The sequence below is a fragment of the Lacinutrix venerupis genome (assembly GCF_001971745.1).
Lineage (GTDB): Bacteria > Bacteroidota > Bacteroidia > Flavobacteriales > Flavobacteriaceae > Lacinutrix > Lacinutrix venerupis.
Genome location: NZ_CP019352.1, coordinates 2,496,097 through 2,522,196, shown reverse-complemented (window position 1 = coordinate 2,522,196; position 26,100 = coordinate 2,496,097). Strand labels below are relative to the sequence as shown.

General features: G+C 36.5%; 4 protein-coding genes. 3 read left to right on the top strand and 1 reads right to left on the bottom strand.

Translation table 11 applies throughout. From position 1 onward, the window contains the following. Positions 1 to 43 precede the first annotated feature (43 nt). Together rpoC and BWR22_RS11400 are read left to right on the top strand one after the other, a co-directional pair. Positions 44 to 4,345: a DNA-directed RNA polymerase subunit beta' gene (rpoC, locus tag BWR22_RS11405; RefSeq protein WP_076733796.1), complete on the top strand. Its 4,302-nt coding sequence runs from the start codon at positions 44 to 46 to the stop codon at positions 4,343 to 4,345. Positions 4,346 to 4,472: 127 nt separating this feature from the next. After that, positions 4,473 to 4,793 carry a DUF3467 domain-containing protein gene (locus tag BWR22_RS11400; protein ID WP_076733795.1) on the top strand — a complete coding sequence of 107 codons (321 nt, stop codon included), beginning with the start codon at positions 4,473 to 4,475 and terminating at the stop codon, positions 4,791 to 4,793. A gap of 223 nt (positions 4,794 to 5,016) precedes the next feature. Here the strand turns inward: BWR22_RS11400 and BWR22_RS11395 are convergent, their stop codons facing one another. Continuing rightward, entirely contained in the window at positions 5,017 to 6,606 is a 1,590-nt protein-coding gene (locus tag BWR22_RS11395; protein ID WP_076733794.1) for a peptide chain release factor 3, read from the bottom strand. A 596-nt stretch (positions 6,607 to 7,202) separates the two neighbouring features. Between BWR22_RS11395 and BWR22_RS11390 the strand changes: the two genes are divergently transcribed. Continuing rightward, a complete protein-coding gene (locus tag BWR22_RS11390; protein WP_156875598.1) occupies positions 7,203 to 26,063 on the top strand; it encodes an Ig-like domain-containing protein in 18,861 nt (6,286 codons plus the stop codon). The last annotated feature ends 37 nt before the right edge of the window (positions 26,064 to 26,100 follow it).

Here is a 26,100-nt window from a genome sequence, read left to right as displayed (position 1 = left end):
GGTTTACTGCGACTGAATACTGAATACTGAAAACTATAAAAAAATGGCAAGAAAGCAAGATAAGAATACAGTACAGAGATTTAACAAAATCTCAATTGGTTTAGCATCACCAGAGTCTATTTTAGCAGAATCAAGAGGTGAAGTTTTAAAGCCAGAAACTATTAATTATCGTACACATAAACCAGAAAGAGATGGTTTATTCTGTGAGCGTATTTTTGGTCCTGTAAAAGACTACGAATGTGCTTGTGGTAAATATAAAAGAATTCGCTACAAAGGTATTGTTTGTGACCGTTGTGGTGTAGAAGTAACAGAAAAGAAAGTACGTCGTGACAGAGTTGGGCACATTAATTTAGTTGTTCCTGTTGCGCATATTTGGTATTTCCGTTCTTTACCAAACAAAATAGGATACTTATTAGGCTTACCATCTAAGAAATTAGATATGATAATTTACTACGAACGTTATGTAGTAATTCAAGCAGGTAATGCTAAAAATGCAGAAGGAGAACCATTACAAAAAATGGATTTCTTAACAGAAGAAGAATACTTAAATATTCTTGAAACACTTCCGCAGGATAATAATTACTTAGAAGATACAGACCCAAATAAGTTTATTGCTAAAATGGGAGCCGAGTGTCTTATTGATTTATTAGCACGTATAGATTTAGATTCTTTATCTTTCCAATTACGTCATAAAGCAAATACAGAAACATCAAAACAACGTAAAACAGAAGCATTAAAGCGTCTACAAGTTGTAGAAGCTTTACGTGAGTCTAATTTAAATAGAGAAAACCGTCCAGAATGGATGATTTTAAAAGTTGTACCAATTATTCCACCAGAATTAAGACCTTTAGTGCCTTTAGATGGTGGTCGTTTTGCAACTTCAGATTTAAATGATTTATACCGCCGTGTAATTATTAGAAACAACCGTCTTAAAAGATTAGTTGAAATAAAAGCACCAGAAGTTATTTTACGTAACGAGAAGCGTATGTTACAAGAGTCTGTAGATTCTTTATTAGATAACACACGTAAATCTTCTGCTGTAAAAACAGATTCTAATAGACCTTTAAAGTCGTTATCAGATTCACTTAAAGGTAAGCAAGGACGTTTCCGTCAAAATTTATTAGGTAAGCGTGTTGATTATTCTGCACGTTCTGTAATTGTTGTTGGACCAGAATTAAAGTTATTTGAATGTGGACTGCCTAAAAATATGGCAGCAGAATTATATAAACCTTTCATTATTCGTAAATTAATAGAAAGAGGTATTGTAAAAACTGTAAAGTCTGCAAAGAAAATTATAGATAAAAAAGAGCCTGTGGTTTGGGATATTTTGGAAAATGTTCTTAAAGGACATCCAGTATTACTAAACCGTGCGCCTACGCTTCACAGATTAGGTATACAAGCATTCCAACCAAAATTAATTGAAGGGAAAGCAATACAGTTACACCCATTAGCATGTGCCGCATTTAATGCCGATTTTGATGGAGATCAAATGGCAGTGCACTTACCATTAGGACCAGAAGCTATATTAGAATGTCAACTTTTAATGTTGGCTTCTCATAACATTTTGAATCCAGCAAATGGTGCTCCAGTAACAGTACCATCTCAGGATATGGTACTTGGTCTTTATTACATGACTAAATTACGTACTTCAACACCAGAAGTACCAGTTAAAGGAGAAGGTTTAACTTTTTATTCTTCAGAAGAAGTAACAATAGCTTATAACGAAAAACGTGTAGATTTAAATGCACAAATTAAAGTTCGTACTATTGACTTTAATGAAGAAGGAGAATTAGTACCACAAATTATTGAAACAACTACAGGACGAGTACTTTTTAATGAAAAAGTACCGGCTGCCGCAGGTTATATAAACCAAGTACTAACTAAGAAATCTTTAAGAGATATTATTGGTGAAATATTAAAAGTAACTAGTGTTCCAGAAACAGCTGCTTTCTTAGATGAAATTAAAACTTTAGGATATTTATTTGCCTTTAAAGGTGGATTATCATTTAGTTTAGGAGATATTATTATCCCGCCAGAAAAGCAATCTATGATTGATGCTGCAAACACAAAAGTTGATGGTATTACTGGTAACTATAACATGGGACTAATTACCAATAACGAACGTTATAACCAAGTAATTGATATTTGGACTTCAACAAATGCAGAATTGACAGAACTGTCAATGAAGCGTATTAGAGAAGATCAACAAGGATTTAACTCGGTATTTATGATGCTTGATTCTGGAGCCCGTGGATCTAAAGAGCAGATTCGTCAGCTTACAGGTATGCGTGGATTAATGGCTAAGCCTAAAAAATCTACAGCAGGAGGTGGATCTATTATTGAGAATCCAATTCTTTCTAACTTTAAAGAAGGTCTTTCAATTTTAGAATACTTTATATCAACTCACGGTGCACGTAAAGGACTTGCCGATACCGCACTTAAAACTGCCGATGCAGGTTACTTAACACGTCGTTTAGTAGATGTTTCTCAAGATGTAATTGTAAACAGTGTAGACTGTGGAACATTAAGAGGTGTAGAAGTTACTGCATTAAAGAAAAATGATGAAATTGTAGAGAATTTAGGAGCAAGAGTTGTAGGACGTATTGCACTTAACGATGTCTACAACCCATTAACTGAAGAGTTAATAGTTGAAGCTGGACAGTTAATAGACGAGGACATTGCTAAGAGTATTGAAAATTCACCTGTAGATTCAGTTGAAGTTCGTTCTCCATTAAGTTGTGAAGCTAAAAAAGGAATCTGTGCACAATGTTACGGTAGAAATTTAGCAACAAATAAAATGGTTCAACGAGGTGAAGCAGTTGGTGTTGTAGCAGCACAATCAATTGGAGAACCTGGTACACAGTTAACACTTCGTACATTCCACGTAGGTGGTATTGCAGGAAACATTTCTGAAGAAAACAAATTAGTTGCTAAATTTGATGGTATTGCAGAAATTGAAGAATTAAAAACTGTAAAAGGTACTGATAAGGATGGAGAAGAAGTAAATATTGTTATTTCTCGTACTTCAGAATTAAAACTAGTAGATAAGAAAACAGGAATAACTTTAAGTACTAATAACATTCCTTATGGATCTACAATATTTATTGAAAGTGGAGATAAACTTAAAACTGGAGATGTAGTTTGTGAGTGGGATCCATATAACGGTGTTATTATTTCTGAATTTGCAGGAAAAGTAAGATATGAAAATATTGAGCAAGGTGTTACTTATCAAGTAGAAATTGATGAGCAAACAGGTTTCCAAGAAAAAGTAATTTCAGAATCAAGAAATAAAAAATTAATTCCTACACTTATTGTTGAAGATAGTAAAGGAGAAGCAATTCGTTCTTACAACCTTCCAGTAGGAGCACACATAATGATTGACGATGGTGAAAAAGTTAAGATTGGTAAAGTCTTAGTTAAAATCCCTCGTAAATCTGCTAAAGCAGGTGATATTACAGGTGGTTTACCTAGAGTAACAGAATTATTTGAAGCTCGTAATCCTTCTAATCCTGCAGTAGTAAGTGCTATTGATGGTGTGGTTTCTTTTGGAAAAATTAAGAGAGGTAATCGTGAGATTATTGTAGAATCTAAATTAGGAGATATTAAGAAATATTTAGTTAAATTATCAAGCCAAATTCTTGTGCAAGAAAATGACTTTGTAAAAGCTGGTATGCCTTTATCTGATGGTTCTATAACTCCAAATGATATCTTAAATATTAAAGGACCTGCAGCGGTACAACAATACTTAGTGAACGAAGTTCAAGAAGTTTATCGTTTACAAGGTGTAAAAATTAACGACAAGCATTTTGAAGTTGTTGTAAGACAAATGATGCGTAAAGTGAGAATTATTGACTCTGGAGATACTATTTTCTTAGAAGATCAATTAGCTCATAAAGCAGACTTTATTGAAGAGAATGATGCTATTTTTGGTAAAAAAGTAGTTGAAAACGCAGGAGATTCAACAAACTTAAAAGAAGGTCAAATAATTACTGCTTTCGAATTAAGAGATGAAAACTCTTTATTACGCCGTGAAGATAAGGCATTAGTTGAGGCAAGAGACGCACAACCAGCTACTGCAACTCCTATACTTCAAGGTATTACAAGAGCTTCGTTACAAACTAAATCGTTTATTTCTGCGGCATCGTTCCAGGAAACAACAAAAGTTCTTAATGAAGCAGCTGTAGCAGGTAAGGTTGATTCTTTAGAAGGATTAAAAGAAAATGTAATTGTAGGACACAGAATTCCAGCAGGAACAGGAATGCGTTCTTACGATAATATTATTGTAGGTTCTAAAGAAGAGTTTGATCAAATGATGCAAGCTAAAGAAGAGGTTAACTATAATTAATATATAGCCTACGCAGGTAGGAATCTCAATAATTAAAACAATAGTTTTAATATAATTTAAAAGTCCTGCTTTAATAGCAGGACTTTTTATTTAAAATATTATTTTATATTTAAAAAATAAATAAAACATGGCAGATAATAAAGATAACAAACCTAAGCAAGGTCAAATTAATATAGAGCTAGACGAAAAAGTAGCAGAAGGAACCTATTCTAATTTAGCTATAATTAATCATTCTGTTTCAGAGTTTGTAGTAGATTTTGTTAGTATTATGCCTGGAACTCCAAAAAGTAAGGTGAAATCCAGAATTATATTAACACCACAACATGCAAAAAGATTATTAAAAGCTTTAAACGATAATGTTCAAAGATTTGAAAAAACGCATGGTGAGATTAAAGATTATGAGCAACCTCCAATTCCATTAAATTTTGGACCAACAGGTCAAGCATAAATTTTAAGAAAAAAAATCTCTAAGTAATTTTAGAGATTTTTTTTTAAACAATAAGCATAATAGTTTTTAATTATTGAAATTGTTTTTATTTATAATTAAAAATTATCATTATTAAAAATTGTGTTTATTTAAACTGCACAATTATTAATTTTATTTTTATTGGCTACTAATAAGGCATTGGTTGTGCTAAAAGTGTCTTAAAACGCTTTAAAATTAATTTTAGCTATTCAAACTCCGAAACATAATGGAATTTTACTGTAGGATATTTTTGTTGTGTCATTTGTAAAGAAAAAGATGAATCTGCTAAAAATACTAATTGACCACGCTTATCTTTAGCTAAATAACGTTGTTTTACTCTTTTAAACTCTTTAAACTCTTCATTTTTTGGATCTTCAGGATCTACCCAACAAGCTTTATAAACATTTAAATTTTCATAAGTACATTTTGCGCCGTATTCATGCTCTAATCTATACTGTATTACTTCGTATTGTAATGCTCCAACAGTTCCAATAACTTTTCTACCGTTAAGTTCTAAAGTAAATAACTGTGCTACTCCTTCGTCCATTAATTGATCAATACCTTTGTGTAATTGTTTAGATTTTAAAGGATCTGCGTTATTTATGTATCTAAAATGTTCAGGCGAGAAACTAGGTACACCTTTGTAATTTAAAACCTCTCCTTCAGTTAAAGTATCTCCAATTTTAAAAGTACCTGTGTCTTGTAAACCCACAATATCACCAGGATAAGAGATGTCTACTATTTCTTTTTTTTCAGCAAAAAAAGCATTAGGACTAGAAAATTTAACCTTTTTCTTATGTCTAACATGAAGATAAGGTGTGTTTCTTTTAAACTCACCAGAAACAATTTTTATAAATGCTAATCTATTTCTATGATTAGGATCCATATTAGCATGGATTTTAAAAACAAAACCAGTAAATTTATCTTCATCAGGTTTAACCAGGCGTTCTTCACTTTGCTTAGCTCTTGGTTTTGGTGCTATTTCTACGAAACAATCTAATAGTTCACGAACTCCAAAACTATTTAAAGCAGAACCAAAAAATACTGGTTGTAAGTTACCATCTAGATAATTTTGATGATTAAATTGTGGGTAAATACCTTCGACTAATTCTAATTCTTCTCTTAATGTTTCAGCAGCTTTATCTCCTACTAATTTGTTTAATTCATTAGAGTTTAAATCTGAAATTTCAATGGTTTCTTCAATATTCTTTCTGCTATCTCCGCTAAAAAGATTAATATTTTTTTCCCAAATATTATATATACCTTTAAAATCATAACCCATTCCAATAGGAAAGCTTAAAGGAGTAACAGTTAATCCTAATTTTTGTTCTATTTCATCTAAAAGTTCAAAAGCGTCTTTACCTTCACGATCCATTTTATTAATAAAAACAATCATTGGTATATTACGCATTCTACAAACTTCAACAAGTTTTTCGGTTTGCTCCTCTACACCTTTTGCAACATCTATAACCACAATTACACTGTCTACAGCGGTTAAGGTTCTAAAAGTATCTTCAGCAAAATCTTTGTGACCTGGTGTATCTAAAATATTAATTTTTATCCCATCATACTCAAATGCAAGAACAGAAGTAGCGACACTAATACCACGTTGGCGCTCAATCTCCATAAAATCACTAGTAGCTCCTTTTTTAATTTTATTGCTTTTTACAGCTCCAGCTTCATTAATTGCTCCACCAAAAAGTAATAATTTTTCTGTAAGTGTTGTTTTCCCTGCATCTGGATGCGATATTATTCCAAAGGTTCTTCTTCTATTTATTTCGTCCTTAAATTTCATTACAATGTATTTTTGGCAAATATAGTTGTAATACAAATAGTAATGAAAATAGATTTAAAGTTTATAAAAAAGCATTTTATATAATGTTAATTCAATACTAATATTATAAGTTTAATAATTATGCTTACATTTTAAATTTGTACGATTTATCTGTTTTAAAAAGTATTTCAATGTTTTTAGTCGGTTTTTGTTGTGTTTTATCGAGTATTTAAACATATTATTATTATGTTTAAACAAAGAATATAAATTTAAAACTAGATTTGTTTTTGTTAAAGAACCGTTAAACGGATATAAATTCACTACAACGTATAAGTTTAAAATAATGTTGTATTGTTTTTATTTTAGTATGTAAATTAAATTTGTTTATATAATTTTACAGTGTGAATAAGATTGTTGATATTTCTTTTCATATAAATTTAAAAGTATTGATTTTTAAATAACCATATATTGGAAAAAAACTTTACACTACAACTATTTGAATTTCAAAAAATTAAAAACAATACTGTTTTTAATAATTCCCTATATATAATTGCTTCATTAATAGCTATTAGCTGTTGTGTTTTTCAAAATAAAAATAAAATATATTCATTCTAGATATGAAAAACTTTACTCAATTTTCGTTAAAATTTAATTTAACAAAGAATTTGTTAGCCGTGGTACTTTTTGTATCATCATTTACGATGTTTGGACAAAATATTGCTGCAACAGACGGAGGGACACCATGTTCTAATTGTGCGCCTACAGGTTGGGCAGATACAGGAGGAACACCTGATATTTCAAATAATACAACAGGTGCTGCTCCTGGTACAGGAGGAGGAAATGCTGATTGGGTCATAGCAGAAGGTAGCACAACTAATATAACTTTGCCATTGCCTCCTAATAATCATAATGATTGGTTGTCACTAAGAGATATTGGTACTGCAGGAGGAGAAGAATCTGTTGGAACTGATATAACAAATCTTACAATTGGGAAGGAGTATGAAGTAATAGCTTATTCTTTAACAGTTGTTACAGCTCAAACAGGGGAAAGTGGTTTTTATTATGCAGGAACTTATAACGATCAATATGCTTTTACAGCTGGAGGTGTTACTAATTCTGTTTCTCCTCTCTCTGTTAACACATGGGCAACTAATAAATTACGTTTTACGGCAACTGCTACTACAGAGCCATTATTAATAACTCCAGGTGCAAACGCGGCATTAACAACAGCAACAGCTGCTAATAGTGTTTTTATAGAAACTGTACAAGTATCTATTACTGTAGATGCTGTTAATGAGGTTCCAGTTGCAGATGATAATTCAGATATTACTGCAATAAACACGCCAACAACATTTAATGTAACTAGTACAGATATAGATGGGGATGGAAATATTGATCCAGCAACGGTAGATTTAGATACATCTACTCCAGGTATTCAAAATAGTATTTCAACTGCTGAAGGTGCATGGTCTGTTAATGGTTCTGGAGATGTTACTTTTACACCAGTAACCGGCTTTTTAGGTACAGCAAGTTTGCCTTATACAATTAATGATGATTATGTCTTAGATGGTAATAATCAGGCAGCTACTTCTAATCCGGCTACTATATCAGTAACAGTGTATCCGGATAATGATGGTGATGGTATTGATGATCAAACAGATTTAGATGATGATAATGATGGTATTCTTGATATTAATGAATTATCATGTTCTCCTGGCTTTGTAAATTTAGGGCAAACTTTTACAAACAATGATACAGGAACAAATGGAGGATCTGCTTCAGCAACATTAAATAATATATATCCTTTTGATGGAGTTGATGTTGTTTCTGCTACTTATGAGTTGTTGGGTTCTACTAATTGGGGTACAGGAGTTAATAGTGCAAGTACAGCTGGTGTAACAGGTGATTATATTAATACTCAACCAAATAATACAAATTTTCCTAATGGAGATATAGCTGTATATACGTACACTTTTTCTGAGCCAGTATATAATGTAGAATTTAAATTTGGAGGTTTAGATAACCAAGATAGAGCAGATTTTACGGCTTCTAATGGAGCTATCAATACACCTGTAATATTATCAGATATAAATTTAGGCGCTAATGGAGTATTTAGTGGACAAAGTGTGGTTAGTTCTGCAGGTGGAGCAAATGCACCTAATAATGCTATAAGAGCTTTTATTTCAGGACCTGTTACAGAGATAAGTATAGCTGTAGGGAAACAAGACGGAAATTCAGGAGCTGTTACTATGCAATTTTTTGAGTTAGAATATTGTGTAGCAAAGGATTCAGATGGTGATGGAACACCGGATATTTTTGACACAGATTCAGATGGAGATGGTTGTTTTGATGCGCTTGAAGGAGGTGATAATATTGAAGCAGTTAATGTTTTACCTAATGGACAATTAGATGGAGCAGTAGATTCAACAACTGGTGTACCTAATAATGTTGATGTTAACAATGGACAAACAGCAGGGACATCGATAGATAATACTCAATTTGATTCATTTGGACAATGTGATTCTGATGGAGATGGAGTAATTGATGCAAATGATATATGTAACGGTTTCGATGATACGGCAGATATTGATGGAGATGGAGTGCCTAATGGTTGTGATTTAGATAATGATAATGACGGTATTTTAGACGCAAACGAATGTTCACCTTCTAAAACTGTCGATATTCTAATACAAGCTACAGATTTAACATATACAGCGAGTGGTAATCCAGGAAATATTGGTGATACAGCAAGATATGCTAATGTAGGATCATACGAAGGTACTGCTATAGATTTAAGAATTACAGTTTTAGGGAATTCAGACCCAGCTAATTTAGAAGTAGATCTTTCGGGTGTTAGTTTTGATCCAGCAAATGGAGAACCTATAATTTATTACCCTATATATTTAGCAAGTACAGATCCAGCAATAACTGGTTTTGCTAATTTCGATTTTGAATTTTTAATAAACGGAACTAATAATCTTATTGAAGTACCAGCAAATATGGTATTTCAAGATATTGACGATACAACTCCAGGTGAGCTTGTTGAATTTAATAAAGCTGATATCTTAGATTATGAAGTGACTACTACAACTTCTTTAGTAGTAGCTAGTAGTGTTACTACATCTTCATTTGGTTCTGCAGGCTCATTTCTTAGAGTAACTTCAACTGGTAATTCTACAGGAGCAGCGGATGAAAACTTATGGTTTGGTATTCAAATGCCATTTGTAGATCAGTTTGATATTACTTTTGCTAAACGTCAGTTTGATACTGGTTACTTGTTTAATACACAATCGTTTACTAATCCATCAAGTACTACTCAGGTTACTCCAGGTTGTACATCGGATTACGATAATGATGGTATTCCGGATTATTTAGATGTTGATAGTGATAATGATGGTTGTTTTGATGCGTTAGAAGGAAATGAAAATATTTCTGCAACAGAAGTATCTGCTAATGGTCAATTAAACGGAACAGTTGATGCTAATGGTGTTCCAGATAATGTAACTAACCAAGCTAACGGACAAGGTGTTGGAGGTTCTGTAGATGGTACTCCTTCAGATAGTGATGGACAATGTGATTCAGACAACGATGGAATTATTGATGCTCTAGATCAATGTCCTGGTTTTGATGATAATGCAAATGCAGATGGAGATGCATATCCAGATGCATGTGATGATGACGATGATAATGATGGAATTTCAGATGCTGATGAAGGATTAGTAATCACTAATGCTGCTCCAGTATGTGGAACTCAAACAACATTAAATTTTAATAATGCATTTACCGAAGAATCGGGAGATGGTGATGCCGCTACTTTCTTATTAAACGAGACTTTTAGATTTTCAAATGTTGCTACTGGTATCGATGCGTTAGTAACGATAACAGAATTAAATGGAACAACAGTTCCTGTATTAGATGATAATGCCTCTAATCCAAATGCTTTCCAACCACGTTCAGCATTTAATCTTGCAACTTCAGGAACAAGAGCATATACAGAATATAGATTCGATTTCGTTTCTACAGGAGGAACAGTTGGTGTTAACGATGTAGTTATACCAAATTTCTTTGTAACATTTAACGATGTAGATGGTGGACAACGATATGGTGAGCAAAATTGGTCAGAATCAGCAGATAGTTATGCTGTAGACAATCCAACAGAACTTTTAATAACAGAAGAGAGTAATTTTATAGTTGGTACATCGGGTATTACAGAATATCCAGGTGTAACAGATAGCTTTCCACAAGTAAATTATTCAACGCAACATACAGGGAAATCTACTTACACTATTAGGTTAGGAGTAATAGCTAGAATAGATGGAGCTTCAGCTTCTGGAAGACAACATAATGTAACTTTTGATTGTCCTTCAAACTTTAATAATCCTTCAACGACTACAACTGTTGATTCAGATGGAGATGGTATTCCAAATCATTTAGATTTAGACAGTGATGGTGATGGATGTTTTGATGCTTTAGAAGGAAATGGAGGAATTACTCCAGCTCAATTAGATGCTAATGGTATGATTACGGGAGCAATAAATACAAATGGTATTCCTAATGCGGCCAATAGTGGAAATGGTCAGGCAGATGTAAGTGCTACTGATGATACAGTTCAAGCTTTTATTTGTAATCCTGTTGATACGGACGGTGATGGAGTACTTGATAACGTTGATATCGATGATGATAATGATGGAATATTAGATACAGTAGAATCTGGAGGAATTGACCCAACTGGAGATGATGACAATGATGGTATTCTTAACTATCAAGATGCAGATTTTTGTACACTAAATGGCCAAGGAATTTGCTCTAATTTAGACCCAGATAACGATGGTATTCCAAACCATTTAGATTTAGATGCTGACGGAGATGGTATTCCAGATAATAACGAAGCTCAAACAACTTTAGGTTACATAGCTCCTTTAGATGATGGAAGTGATAGTTCAACAGCTAATGATGGAATTCCAAATGTTACAGCAAATGGATTGCCAGTATCTTATAATTTTAATAATGAAGAATTAGGACTTCTTCCAGTAAATACAGATACAGTAGATAATCCAGATTATTTAGATTTAGATTCGGATAATCAAGGTGCTAATGATACTGTTGAAGCAGGATTAACATTAGATAATACAGATACAGATGGAGATGGTCTTGATGATGCTGTAGATACAACAAATGTATTAGTAGGCGGATTGCCAGATTATAGTGATCCAAATGGAACAATTAACGATACGGCTCTTTTACCAGATTCAGATGGAGATTTAGGTTCAGGTGGTAATGTAGATTTTAGAGATAAATCTACTCCAACAGATGCAGATGGTGATAATGTATTAAATCCAGACGATTATGATGATGATAATGATGGAATAACAGATGTAACAGAAGGATATGGTTTTTATACAAATGGAGAAGGAGTTTGTACAGGGTTAAATTATAATTTTACAGGAGGTACATATATTACAGGAACCGGAACCGGAATAGGAACAGTAAATGCTCAATATCGTTTTGTTGGTGTTGGGTCAGATTCAAATGGTACAGCAATAGATGCTATAGTTAGAGTAGTTCAAAAAAGTAATTCTGTAACTATACAATCTATCGATCAAAATTTAGGTGATAATAATGCGCTTCAACCTCGATTACGTTACGCAACTGGTGCTACTGGAAATTTATCAATTCAATTAGAGGTTAGATTTATACTTGCTTCTAGTCCTAATAGTGCTCCAGTTAGTGCAAATGTTGATAGAGTAGGTGGTTTTATTCAGGATATTGATAGTGGTAATGGAATTAGAGAATATTATAGAGTTCAAGATATTGTAGGTTATAGTTTAGGCGGACCAACAAATGTTATTGCATCAGATATAGGTTCTGGAGTTGTTCAATTCATTGCTAACGGTACAGGAAGTGCTCCAATAGAGCCTATTGATACAGCAAATATCTATAGAGTTTTCTTCCAAAAAAGAGATGTTAACTCTTTCAACTTTACTATTGGTGCAGCAAAAAGCACTAATAATCAAGTGGATAGATACTACTCTATTAGATTTGATGAATGTAGAATAGATCTTTATAATAATCCACAGCACGTGTTTTTCAATGCACCTGATACTGATGGAGATACAATCCCAGATTATTTAGATGAAGATAGCGATGGAGATGGATGTAATGATGCAGATGAAGCTTATGCAAATGCAGATACAGATTCTGATAATAATGGTAATTACGGTTCTGGAACGCCAACTGTAGATGCAGATGGTTTAGTAACAGCAGCAGGACTTAGTGGACCAAATGATAATCACTATTCAACTCAACCGGTTGCAATTACTGCCGGAGAAACATATTTACAAGGAATTATCACTTCAATCGATACTGTTCCAACAGATCAGAATGGAGTAGTAGGTGGTACCGCTACTTTCACAGCTACAGCTTCAGGAACAGCAGTAACAACAACACCAATAACTTCAGCTTCAACAGATTTAGAATACCAATGGCAGATTAGTACAGATGGAGGAGCTACATTTAGTGATATAGCTGGTGCTTCTGGAACAACAACTTCTGGAACTCAAGTTAGTTACACTACACCGTTATTATTAACTACTGATGATGGTAATATTTATAATGTGATTTTTACAAATGAGGCTAATATATGTCCTGAGGAAGCAAGTGCTACTTTAAATATAAATAATAGTGCACCAATTGCTGTGGATGATAACTATACTGTTGATGAGGATGATAGTGTAGAATTGACACCTTTAGATTTAGATACCGATGTAGATTTAGATACATTAGTTATAGAATCTATTAATGGAGAAACCTTAACACCTGGAACACCACAAACAATTCTTGTAACTAACGGAACAGTTGTAATAACAGATCCAAATAATACTCCAGCAGATCCAAGTGATGATTTAATTATCTTTACACCAGATTCAGATTATTATGGAACAGTTACAATACCTTACGTTATAAATGATGGGAATGGAGGTACAGATACAGCTAACGAAATAATTACTGTAACACCAACACCAGATGCAGAAAACGATACCGCAACAACAGAAGAAGATACACCAGTAAATATCGATGTATTAGACAACGACGATTTAGGTACAGAACCAACAACTATCACTGTAGTTACTACACCAGCCAATGGAACAGCAACTATTAATGATAATGGTACACCAGCAGATCCAAGTGATGACTATGTAGTTTACACACCAGATGCAGACTTCGATGGTCCAACCGATACGTTCGATTACACGATTACAGATGCTAATGGAAATGAGTCAACAGCAACGGTAACGGTTACTGTAACACCAACACCAGATGCAGAAAACGATACAGCAACAACAGCAGAAGATACACCAGTAGATATCGATGTATTAGACAACGACGATTTAGGAACAGAACCAACAACTATCACTGCAGTTACTACACCAGCCAATGGAACAGCAACTATTAATGATAATGGTACACCAGCAGATCCAAGTGATGACTATGTAGTTTACACACCAGATGCAGACTTCGATGGTCCAACCGATACGTTCGATTACACGATTACAGATGCTAATGGAAATGAGTCAACAGCAACGGTAACGGTTACTGTAACACCAACACCAGATGCAGAAAACGATACAGCAACAACAGAAGAAGATACACCAGTAGATATCGATGTATTAGACAACGACGATTTAGGAACAGAACCAACAACTATCACTGCAGTTACTACACCAGCCAATGGAACAGCAACTATTAATGATAATGGTACACCAGCAGATCCAAGTGATGACTATGTAGTTTACACACCAGATGCAGACTTCGATGGTCCAACCGATACGTTCGATTACACGATTACAGATGCTAATGGAAATGAGTCAACAGCAACGGTAACCGTTACTGTAACACCAACACCAGATGCAGAAAACGATACAGCAACAACAGCAGAAGATACACCAGTAGATATCGATGTATTAGACAACGACGATTTAGGAACAGAACCAACAACTATCACTGCAGTTACTACACCAGCCAATGGAACAGCAACTATTAATGATAATGGTACACCAGCAGATCCAAGTGATGACTATGTCGTTTACACACCAGATGCAGACTTCGATGGTCCAACCGATACGTTCGATTATACGATTACAGATGCTAATGGAAATGAGTCAACAGCAACGGTAACGGTTACTGTAACACCAACACCAGATGCAGAAAACGATACCGCAACAACAGAAGAAGATACACCAGTAAATATCGATGTATTAGACAACGACGATTTAGGTACAGAACCAACAACTATCACTGCAGTTACTACACCAGCCAATGGAACAGCAACTATTAATGATAATGGTACACCAGCAGATCCAAGTGATGACTATGTCGTTTACACACCAGATGCAGACTTCGATGGTCCAACCGATACGTTCGATTATACGATTACAGATGCTAATGGAAATGAGTCAACAGCAACGGTAACGGTTACTGTAACACCAACACCAGATGCAGAAAACGATACCGCAACAACAGAAGAAGATACACCAGTAAATATCGATGTATTAGACAACGACGATTTAGGTACAGAACCAACAACTATCACTGCAGTTACTACACCAGCCAATGGAACAGCAACTATTAATGATAATGGTACACCAGCAGATCCAAGTGATGACTATGTCGTTTACACACCAGATGCAGACTTCGATGGTCCAACCGATACGTTCGATTATACGATTACAGATGCTAATGGAAATGAGTCAACAGCAACGGTAACGGTTACTGTAACACCAACACCAGATGCAGAAAACGATACCGCAACAACAGAAGAAGATACACCAGTAGATATCGATGTATTAGACAACGACGATTTAGGTACAGAACCAACAACTATCACTGCAGTTACTACACCAGCCAATGGAACAGTAACTATTAATGATAATGGTACACCAGCAGATCCAAGTGATGACTATGTCGTTTACACACCAGATGCAGACTTCGATGGTCCAACCGATACGTTCGATTATACGATTACAGATGCTAATGGAAATGAGTCAACAGCAACGGTAACGGTTACTGTAACACCAACACCAGATGCAGAAAACGATACGGCAACAACAGCAGAAGATACACCAGTAGATATCGATGTATTAGACAACGACGATTTAGGAACAGAACCAACAACTATCACTGCAGTTACTACACCAGCCAATGGAACAGCAACTATTAATGATAATGGTACACCAGCAGATCCAAGTGATGACTATGTAGTTTACACACCAGATGCAGACTTCGATGGTCCAACCGATACATTCGATTATACAATTACAGATGCTAATGGAAATGAGTCAACAGCAACGGTAACGGTTACTGTAACACCAACACCAGATGCAGAAAACGATACAGCAACAACAGCAGAAGATACACCAGTAGATATCGATGTATTAGACAACGACGATTTAGGAACAGAACCAACAACTATCACTGCAGTTACTACACCAGCCAATGGAACAGCAACTATTAATGATAATGGTACACCAGCAGATCCAAGTGATGACTATGTAGTTTACACACCAGATGCAGACTTCGATGGTCCAACCGATACGTTCGATTATACGATTACAGATGCTAATGGAAATGAGTCAACAGCAACGGTAACGGTTACTGTAACACCAACACCAGATGCAGAAAACGATACAGCAACAACAGAAGAAGATACACCAGTAGATATCGATGTATTAGACAACGACGATTTAGGAACAGAACCAACAACTATCACTGCAGTTACTACACCAGCCAATGGAACAGCAACTATTAATGATAATGGTACACCAGCAGATCCAAGTGATGACTATGTAGTTTACACACCAGATGCAGACTTCGATGGTCCAACCGATACGTTCGATTATACGATTACAGATGCTAATGGAAATGAGTCAACAGCAACGGTAACGGTTACTGTAACACCAACACCAGATGCAGAAAACGATACCGCAACAACAGAAGAAGATACACCAGTAGATATCGATGTATTAGACAACGACGATTTAGGTACAGAACCAACAACTATCACTGCAGTTACTACACCAGCCAATGGAACAGCAACTATTAATGATAATGGTACACCAGCAGATCCAAGTGATGACTATGTCGTTTACACACCAAATGCAGACTTCGATGGTCCAACCGATACGTTCGATTATACGATTACAGATGCTAATGGAAATGAGTCAACAGCAACGGTAACGGTTACTGTAACACCAACACCAGATGCAGAAAACGATACAGCAACAACAGCAGAAGATACACCAGTAGATATCGATGTATTAGACAACGACGATTTAGGAACAGAACCAACAACTATCACTGCAGTTACTACACCAGCCAATGGAACAGCAACTATTAATGATAATGGTACACCAGCAGATCCAAGTGATGACTATGTAGTTTACACACCAGATGCAGACTTCGATGGTCCAACCGATACATTCGATTATACAATTACAGATGCTAATGGAAATGAGTCAACAGCAACGGTAACGGTTACTGTAACACCAACACCAGATGCAGAAAACGATACAGCAACAACAGCAGAAGATACACCAGTAGATATCGATGTATTAGACAACGACGATTTAGGAACAGAACCAACAACTATCACTGCAGTTACTACACCAGCCAATGGAACAGCAACTATTAATGATAATGGTACACCAGCAGATCCAAGTGATGACTATGTAGTTTACACACCAGATGCAGACTTCGATGGTCCAACCGATACGTTCGATTATACGATTACAGATGCTAATGGAAATGAGTCAACAGCAACGGTAACGGTTACTGTAACACCAACACCAGATGCAGAAAACGATACAGCAACAACAGCAGAAGATACACCAGTAGATATCGATGTATTAGACAACGACGATTTAGGAACAGAACCAACAACTATCACTGCAGTTACTACACCAGCCAATGGAACAGCAACTATTAATGATAATGGTACACCAGCAGATCCAAGTGATGACTATGTAGTTTACACACCAGATGCAGACTTCGATGGTCCAACCGATACGTTCGATTACACGATTACAGATGCTAATGGAAATGAGTCAACAGCAACGGTAACCGTTACTGTAACACCAACACCAGATGCAGAAAACGATACCGCAACAACAGCAGAAGATACACCAGTAAATATCGATGTATTAGACAACGACGATTTAGGAACAGAACCAACAACTATCACTGCAGTTACTACACCAGCCAATGGAACAGCAACTATTAATGATAATGGTACACCAGCAGATCCAAGTGATGACTATGTAGTTTACACACCAGATGCAGACTTCGATGGTCCAACCGATACGTTCGATTACACGATTACAGATGCTAATGGAAATGAGTCAACAGCAACGGTAACGGTTACTGTAACACCAACACCAGATGCAGAAAACGATACAGCAACAACAGAAGAAGATACACCAGTAGATATCGATGTATTAGACAACGACGATTTAGGAACAGAACCAACAACTATCACTGCAGTTACTACACCAGCCAATGGAACAGCAACTATTAATGATAATGGTACACCAGCAGATCCAAGTGATGACTATGTAGTTTACACACCAGATGCAGACTTCGATGGTCCAACCGATACGTTCGATTATACGATTACAGATGCTAATGGAAATGAGTCAACAGCAACGGTAACGGTTACTGTAACACCAACACCAGATGCAGAAAACGATACCGCAACAACAGAAGAAGATACACCAGTAGATATCGATGTATTAGACAACGACGATTTAGGTACAGAACCAACAACTATCACTGCAGTTACTACACCAGCCAATGGAACAGTAACTATTAATGATAATGGTACACCAGCAGATCCAAGTGATGACTATGTCGTTTACACACCAGATGCAGACTTCGATGGTCCAACCGATACGTTCGATTATACGATTACAGATGCTAATGGAAATGAGTCAACAGCAACGGTAACGGTTACTGTAACACCAACACCAGATGCAGAAAACGATACCGCAACAACAGAAGAAGATACACCAGTAGATATCGATGTATTAGACAACGACGATTTAGGTACAGAACCAACAACTATCACTGCAGTTACTACACCAGCCAATGGAACAGCAACTATCAATGATAATGGTACACCAGCAGATCCAAGTGATGACTATGTCGTTTACACACCAAATGCAGACTTCGATGGTCCAACCGATACGTTCGATTATACGATTACAGATGCTAATGGAAATGAGTCAACAGCAACGGTAACGGTTACTGTAACACCAACACCAGATGCAGAAAACGATACCGCAACAACAGAAGAAGATACACCAGTAGATATCGATGTATTAGACAACGACGATTTAGGAACAGAACCAACAACTATCACTGCAGTTACTACACCAGCCAATGGAACAGCAACTATCAATGATAATGGTACACCAGCAGATCCAAGTGATGACTATGTCGTTTACACACCAAATGCAGACTTCGATGGTCCAACCGATACGTTCGATTATACGATTACAGATGCTAATGGAAATGAGTCAACAGCAACGGTAACGGTTACTGTAACACCAACACCAGATGCAGAAAACGATACCGCAACAACAGAAGAAGATACACCAGTAGATATCGATGTATTAGACAACGACGATTTAGGTACAGAACCAACAACTATCACTGTAGTTACTACACCAGCCAATGGAACAGTAACTATTAATGATAATGGTACACCAGCAGATCCAAGTGATGACTATGTCGTTTACACACCAAATGCAGACTTCGATGGTCCAACCGATACGTTCGATTATACGATTACAGATGCTAATGGAAATGAGTCAACAGCAACGGTAACGGTTACTGTAACACCAACACCAGATGCAGAAAACGATACCGCAACAACAGCAGAAGATACACCAGTAGATATCGATGTATTAGACAACGACGATTTAGGTACAGAACCAACAACTATCACTGCAGTTACTACACCAGCCAATGGAACAGTAACTATCAATGATAATGGTACACCAGCAGATCCAAGTGATGACTATGTAGTTTACACACCAGATGCAGACTTCAATGGAACTGATACATTTGATTATACGATAACAGATGATAATGGAAATGAGTCAACAGCAACGGTAACCGTTACTGTAACACCACTATCAGATTTAGAAGATGATACAGTAAGTACAAACGAAGATACACCAGTAGTTGTAGACGTGTTTGATAATGATAATGATATCCCAACAGATGGCACAATCGTAGCAACAGATCCAGCAAACGGAACCGTTGTTATTACCGATCCAAACAACACACCAAATGATCCAAGTGATGATGTAGTAACTTACACACCAGATCCAGATTTTAGTGGAACAGATACATTTGACTATACCGTTTGTGATACAGCAACACCACAGAATTGTGAAACAGCAACGGTTACAGTAACAGTAGATCCAGTTGTAGACACAGAAGACGATATGGTGAATACAGATGAAGACACACCAGTAGTTGTAGACGTGTTTGATAACGATAATGATATTCCAACCGATGGAACAATCAGTGCAACCGATCCAGCAAACGGAACCGTTGTCATTACCGATCCAAACAACACGCCAAACGATCCAAGTGATGATGTAGTAACCTACACACCAGATGCAGGATTTACAGGAACCGATACATTTGATTACACAGTTTGTGATACAGCAACACCACAAAATTGTGATACAGCAACGGTAACGGTAACAGTAAATGCAGAAGATGTACCAGTAGCAGAAGACGATGCTGTCACAGTATCAGAAGACAGTACAGATAATGTTATTGATGTTTTAGCCGATAATGGCAATGGCTTAGATGATTTTGGAGCAGATGGACCAAACGCAGGAGCTATTACATTACCAAGTGGAACAACAACAGAAGGCGGAACAGTAACAGTAGACGATAATGGAACACCAGCAGATCCAACAGATGACACAATCTTGTACACACCAGCTGCAGATTTCAATGGAACCGATACATTCGATTATACGATAACAGATTCAGATGGAGACGAGTCAACAGCAACGGTAACAGTTACTGTAACACCACTATCAGATTTAGAAGATGATACAGTAAGTACAAACGAAGATACACCAGTAGTTGTAGACGTGTTTGATAATGATGATGATATCCCAACAGATGGCACAATCGTAGCAACAGATCCAGCAAACGGAACCGTTGTTATTACCGATCCAAACAACACACCAAATGATCCAAGTGATGATGTAGTAACTTACACACCAGATCCAGATTTTAGTGGAACAGATACATTTGATTATACAGTTTGTGATACAGCAACACCACAGAATTGTGAAACAGCAACGGTTACAGTAACAGTAGATCCAGTTGTAGACACAGAAGATGATATGGTGAATACAGATGAAGATACACCAGTAGTTGTAGACGTGTTTGATAACGATAATGATATTCCAACCGATGGAACTATCAGTGCAACCGATCCAGCAAACGGAACCGTTGTCATTACCGATCCAAACAACACGCCAAACGATCCAAGTGATGATGTTGTAACTTATACACCAGATGCAGGATTTACAGGAACCGATACATTTGATTACACAGTTTGTGATACAGCAACACCACAAAATTGTGATACAGCAACAGTAACAGTAACGGTAAATGCAGAAGATGTACCAGTAGCAGAAGACGATACAGTAACAGTATCAGAAGACAGTACAGATAATGTAATTGATGTTTTAGCCGATAATGGCAATGGATTAGATGACTTTGGAGCCGATGGTCCAAATGCAGGAGCCATTACATTACCAAGTGGAACAACCACAGAAGGCGGAACAGTAACAGTAGACGACAATGGAACACCATCAGATCCAACAGATGATACAATCTTGTACACACCAGCTGCAGATTTCAATGGAACCGATACATTCGATTACACAATAACAGATTCAGATGGAGACGAGTCAACAGCAACTGTAACAGTTACTGTAACACCACTATCAGATTTAGAAGACGATGTTGTGAGTACTAATGAGGATACACCAGTAGTTGTAGACGTGTTTGATAATGATGATGATATTCCAACAGATGGAACCATCACAGCAACAGATCCAGCAAACGGAACCGTTGTTATTACCGATCCAAACAACACACCAAATGATCCAAGTGATGATGTAGTAACTTACACACCAGATCCAGATTTTAGTGGAACAGATACATTTGACTATACCGTTTGTGATACAGCAACACCACAGAATTGTGAAACAGCAACGGTTACAGTAACAGTAGATCCAGTTGTAGACACAGAAGACGATATGGTGAATACAGATGAAGACACACCAGTAGTTGTAGACGTGTTTGATAACGATAATGATATTCCAACCGATGGAACTATCAGTGCAACCGATCCAGCAAACGGAACCGTTGTCATTACCGATCCAAACAACACGCCAAACGATCCAAGTGATGATGTAGTAACCTACACACCAGATGCAGGATTTACAGGAACCGATACATTTGATTACACAGTTTGTGATACAGCAACACCACAAAATTGTGATACAGCAACGGTAACGGTAACAGTAAATGCAGAAGATGTACCAGTAGCAGAAGACGATGCTGTCACAGTATCAGAAGACAGTACAGATAATGTTATTGATGTTTTAGCCGATAATGGCAATGGCTTAGATGATTTTGGAGCAGATGGACCAAACGCAGGAGCTATTACATTACCAAGTGGAACAACAACAGAAGGCGGAACAGTAACAGTAGACGACAATGGAACACCAACAGATCCAACAGACGATACTATAGTGTACACACCAGCAGCAGATTTCAGTGGTACTGATACATTTGATTATACGATAACAGATTCAGATGGAGACGAGTCAACAGCAACGGTAACAGTTACTGTAACACCACTATCAGATTTAGAAGATGATACAGTAAGTACAAACGAAGATACACCAGTAGTTGTAGACGTGTTTGATAATGATGATGATATCCCAACAGATGGCACAATCGTAGCAACAGATCCAGCAAACGGAACCGTTGTTATTACCGATCCAAACAACACACCAAATGATCCAAGTGATGATGTAGTAACTTACACACCAGATCCAGATTTTAGTGGAACAGATACATTTGATTATACAGTTTGTGATACAGCAACACCACAGAATTGTGAAACAGCAACGGTTACAGTAACAGTAGATCCAGTTGTAGACACAGAAGATGATATGGTGAATACAGATGAAGATACACCAGTAGTTGTAGACGTGTTTGATAACGATAATGATATTCCAACCGATGGAACTATCAGTGCAACCGATCCAGCAAACGGAACCGTTGTCATTACCGATCCAAACAACACGCCAAACGATCCAAGTGATGATGTTGTAACTTATACACCAGATGCAGGATTTACAGGAACCGATACATTTGATTACACAGTTTGTGATACAGCAACACCACAAAATTGTGATACAGCAACAGTAACAGTAACGGTAAATGCAGAAGATGTACCAGTAGCAGAAGACGATACAGTAACAGTATCAGAAGACAGTACAGATAATGTAATTGATGTTTTAGCCGATAATGGCAATGGATTAGATGACTTTGGAGCCGATGGTCCAAATGCAGGAGCCATTACATTACCAAGTGGAACAACCACAGAAGGCGGAACAGTAACAGTAGACGACAATGGAACACCATCAGATCCAACAGATGATACAATCTTGTACACACCAGCTGCAGATTTCAATGGAACCGATACATTCGATTACACAATAACAGATTCAGATGGAGACGAGTCAACAGCAACTGTAACAGTTACTGTAACACCACTATCAGATTTAGAAGACGATGTTGTGAGTACTAATGAGGATACACCAGTAGTTGTAGACGTGTTTGATAATGATGATGATATTCCAACAGATGGAACCATCACAGCAACAGATCCAGCAAACGGAACCGTTGTTATTACCGATCCAAACAACACACCAAATGATCCAAGTGATGATGTAGTAACTTACACACCAGATCCAGATTTTAGTGGAACAGATACATTTGACTATACCGTTTGTGATACAGCAACACCACAGAATTGTGAAACAGCAACGGTTACAGTAACAGTAGATCCAGTTGTAGACACAGAAGACGATATGGTGAATACAGATGAAGATACACCAGTAGTTGTAGACGTGTTTGATAATGATAATGATATTCCAACCGATGGAACAATCAGTGCAACCGATCCAGCAAACGGAACCGTTGTCATTACCGATCCAAACAACACGCCAAACGATCCAAGTGATGATGTTGTAACTTACACACCAGATGCAGGATTTACAGGAACCGATACATTTGATTACACAGTTTGTGATACAGCAACACCACAAAATTGTGATACAGCAACAGTAACAGTAACAGTAAATGCAGAAGATGTACCAGTAGCAGAAGACGATACAGTAACAGTATCAGAAGACAGTACAGATAATGTAATTGATGTTTTAGCCGATAATGGCAATGGATTAGATGACTTTGGAGCCGATGGTCCAAATGCAGGAGCCATTACATTACCAAGTGGAACAACCACAGAAGGCGGAACAGTATCAGTAGACGATAATGGAACACCAGCAGATCCAACAGATGATACAATCTTGTACACACCAGCTGCCGATTTCAATGGAACCGATACATTCGATTACACAATAACAGATTCAGATGGCGATGAGTCAACAGCAACAGTAACAGTTACTGTAACACCACTATCAGATTTAGAAGACGATGTTGTGAGTACTAATGAGGATACACCAGTAGTTGTTGACGTGTTTGATAATGATGATGATATTCCAACAGATGGAACCATCACAGCAACAGATCCAGCAAACGGAACCGTTGTTATTACCGATCCAAACAACACACCAAATGATCCAAGTGATGATGTAGTAACTTACACACCAGATCCAGATTTTAGTGGAACAGATACATTTGACTATACCGTTTGTGATACAGCGACACCACAGAATTGTGAGACAGCAACGGTAACGGTAACAGTAGATCCAGTCGTAGACACAGAAGACGATATGGTGAGTACGGATATAAATACACCAATAATTGTAGACGTGTTTGATAACGATAATGATATTCCAACCGATGGAACTATCAGTGCAACCGATCCAGCAAACGGAACCGTTGTAATTATAGATCCAAACAACACGCCAAATGATCCAAGTGATGATGTTGTAACTTACACACCAGATGTAGGATTTACAGGAACCGATACATTTGATTACACAGTTTGTGATACAGCAACACCACAAAATTGTGATACAGCAACAGTAACAGTAACAGTAAATGCTTGTTCGTCAACAGTTGATACTGATGGAGATGGTTTAACAGATTGTGAGGAAACTACTGGAATTGATGATCCATCAACACCATTAGATCCAAACGATTTTGGAGATGGAATATCTGATCCTAATGATCCATGTGATCCGTTTGGAGCATCAGTTATAGATACAGATGGAGATGGAGTAACAGATTGTCAAGAGATTTTAGATGGAACAGGAGTTGATAATCCTTGTGATTTTGACGCTGCTAATATTACAGTAGTTACCGCAGAACCTTATTTATCATCTGATTGTGATGGAGACGGTGTAACAAATGGAGATGAAGAAATTGACGGTACAGATATATTTGAGAATTGTAGTTTCTTAACAGATAGTGTTACGTTACCTCAATCTGCAGAATTCTTTAATGGTGATTGTGATAATGATAACGTAATCAACGGTATTGAATTCCCATTAAATGATACAGATGACGATGGAACACCAAACTGGTTAGATACAGATGATGATAATGATGGTATATTAACTATTAATGAAGATTATGCAGATGTCGATATTTCTGATGGAGAAGTAGATTCTACAGGAAATGATGACCCTACTGATAATGATACAGATAATGATGGAACTCCAGATTATTTAGATACTGATGATGATGGAGATGGAATACCAACTGCAGATGAAAACCCAGATGCTAACGGAAACGGAATTGGGTTTGGTGATGATGCTGCAGATAGTGATGGAGACGGACTACCAGATTATTTAGAGGTAGATAATGGTCAAGTAATAGGAGATATTGAAGTCTTTAATGCAGTAACGCCTAACGGAGATAATGATAATGATGTTTTCGTTATAAAAAACATCGAATTATTCCCAGACAACACTGTAGAAATTTATAACAGATGGGGAGTTTTAGTTTATGAAACTCAAGGTTATGGACAAAATGGTAAGTATTTTAAAGGCGAATCTGAAGGTAGAGTAACAATCAAGCAAAAAGAACAATTACCAGTAGGTACATATTATTATATTATAAATTATAATAATGGTGTCGAAGAGAAATCTAAAGCTGGTTACTTATACATTCAACGTTAATTAAACTAAATAATGAAGGCAGAGTAATTCTGCCTTC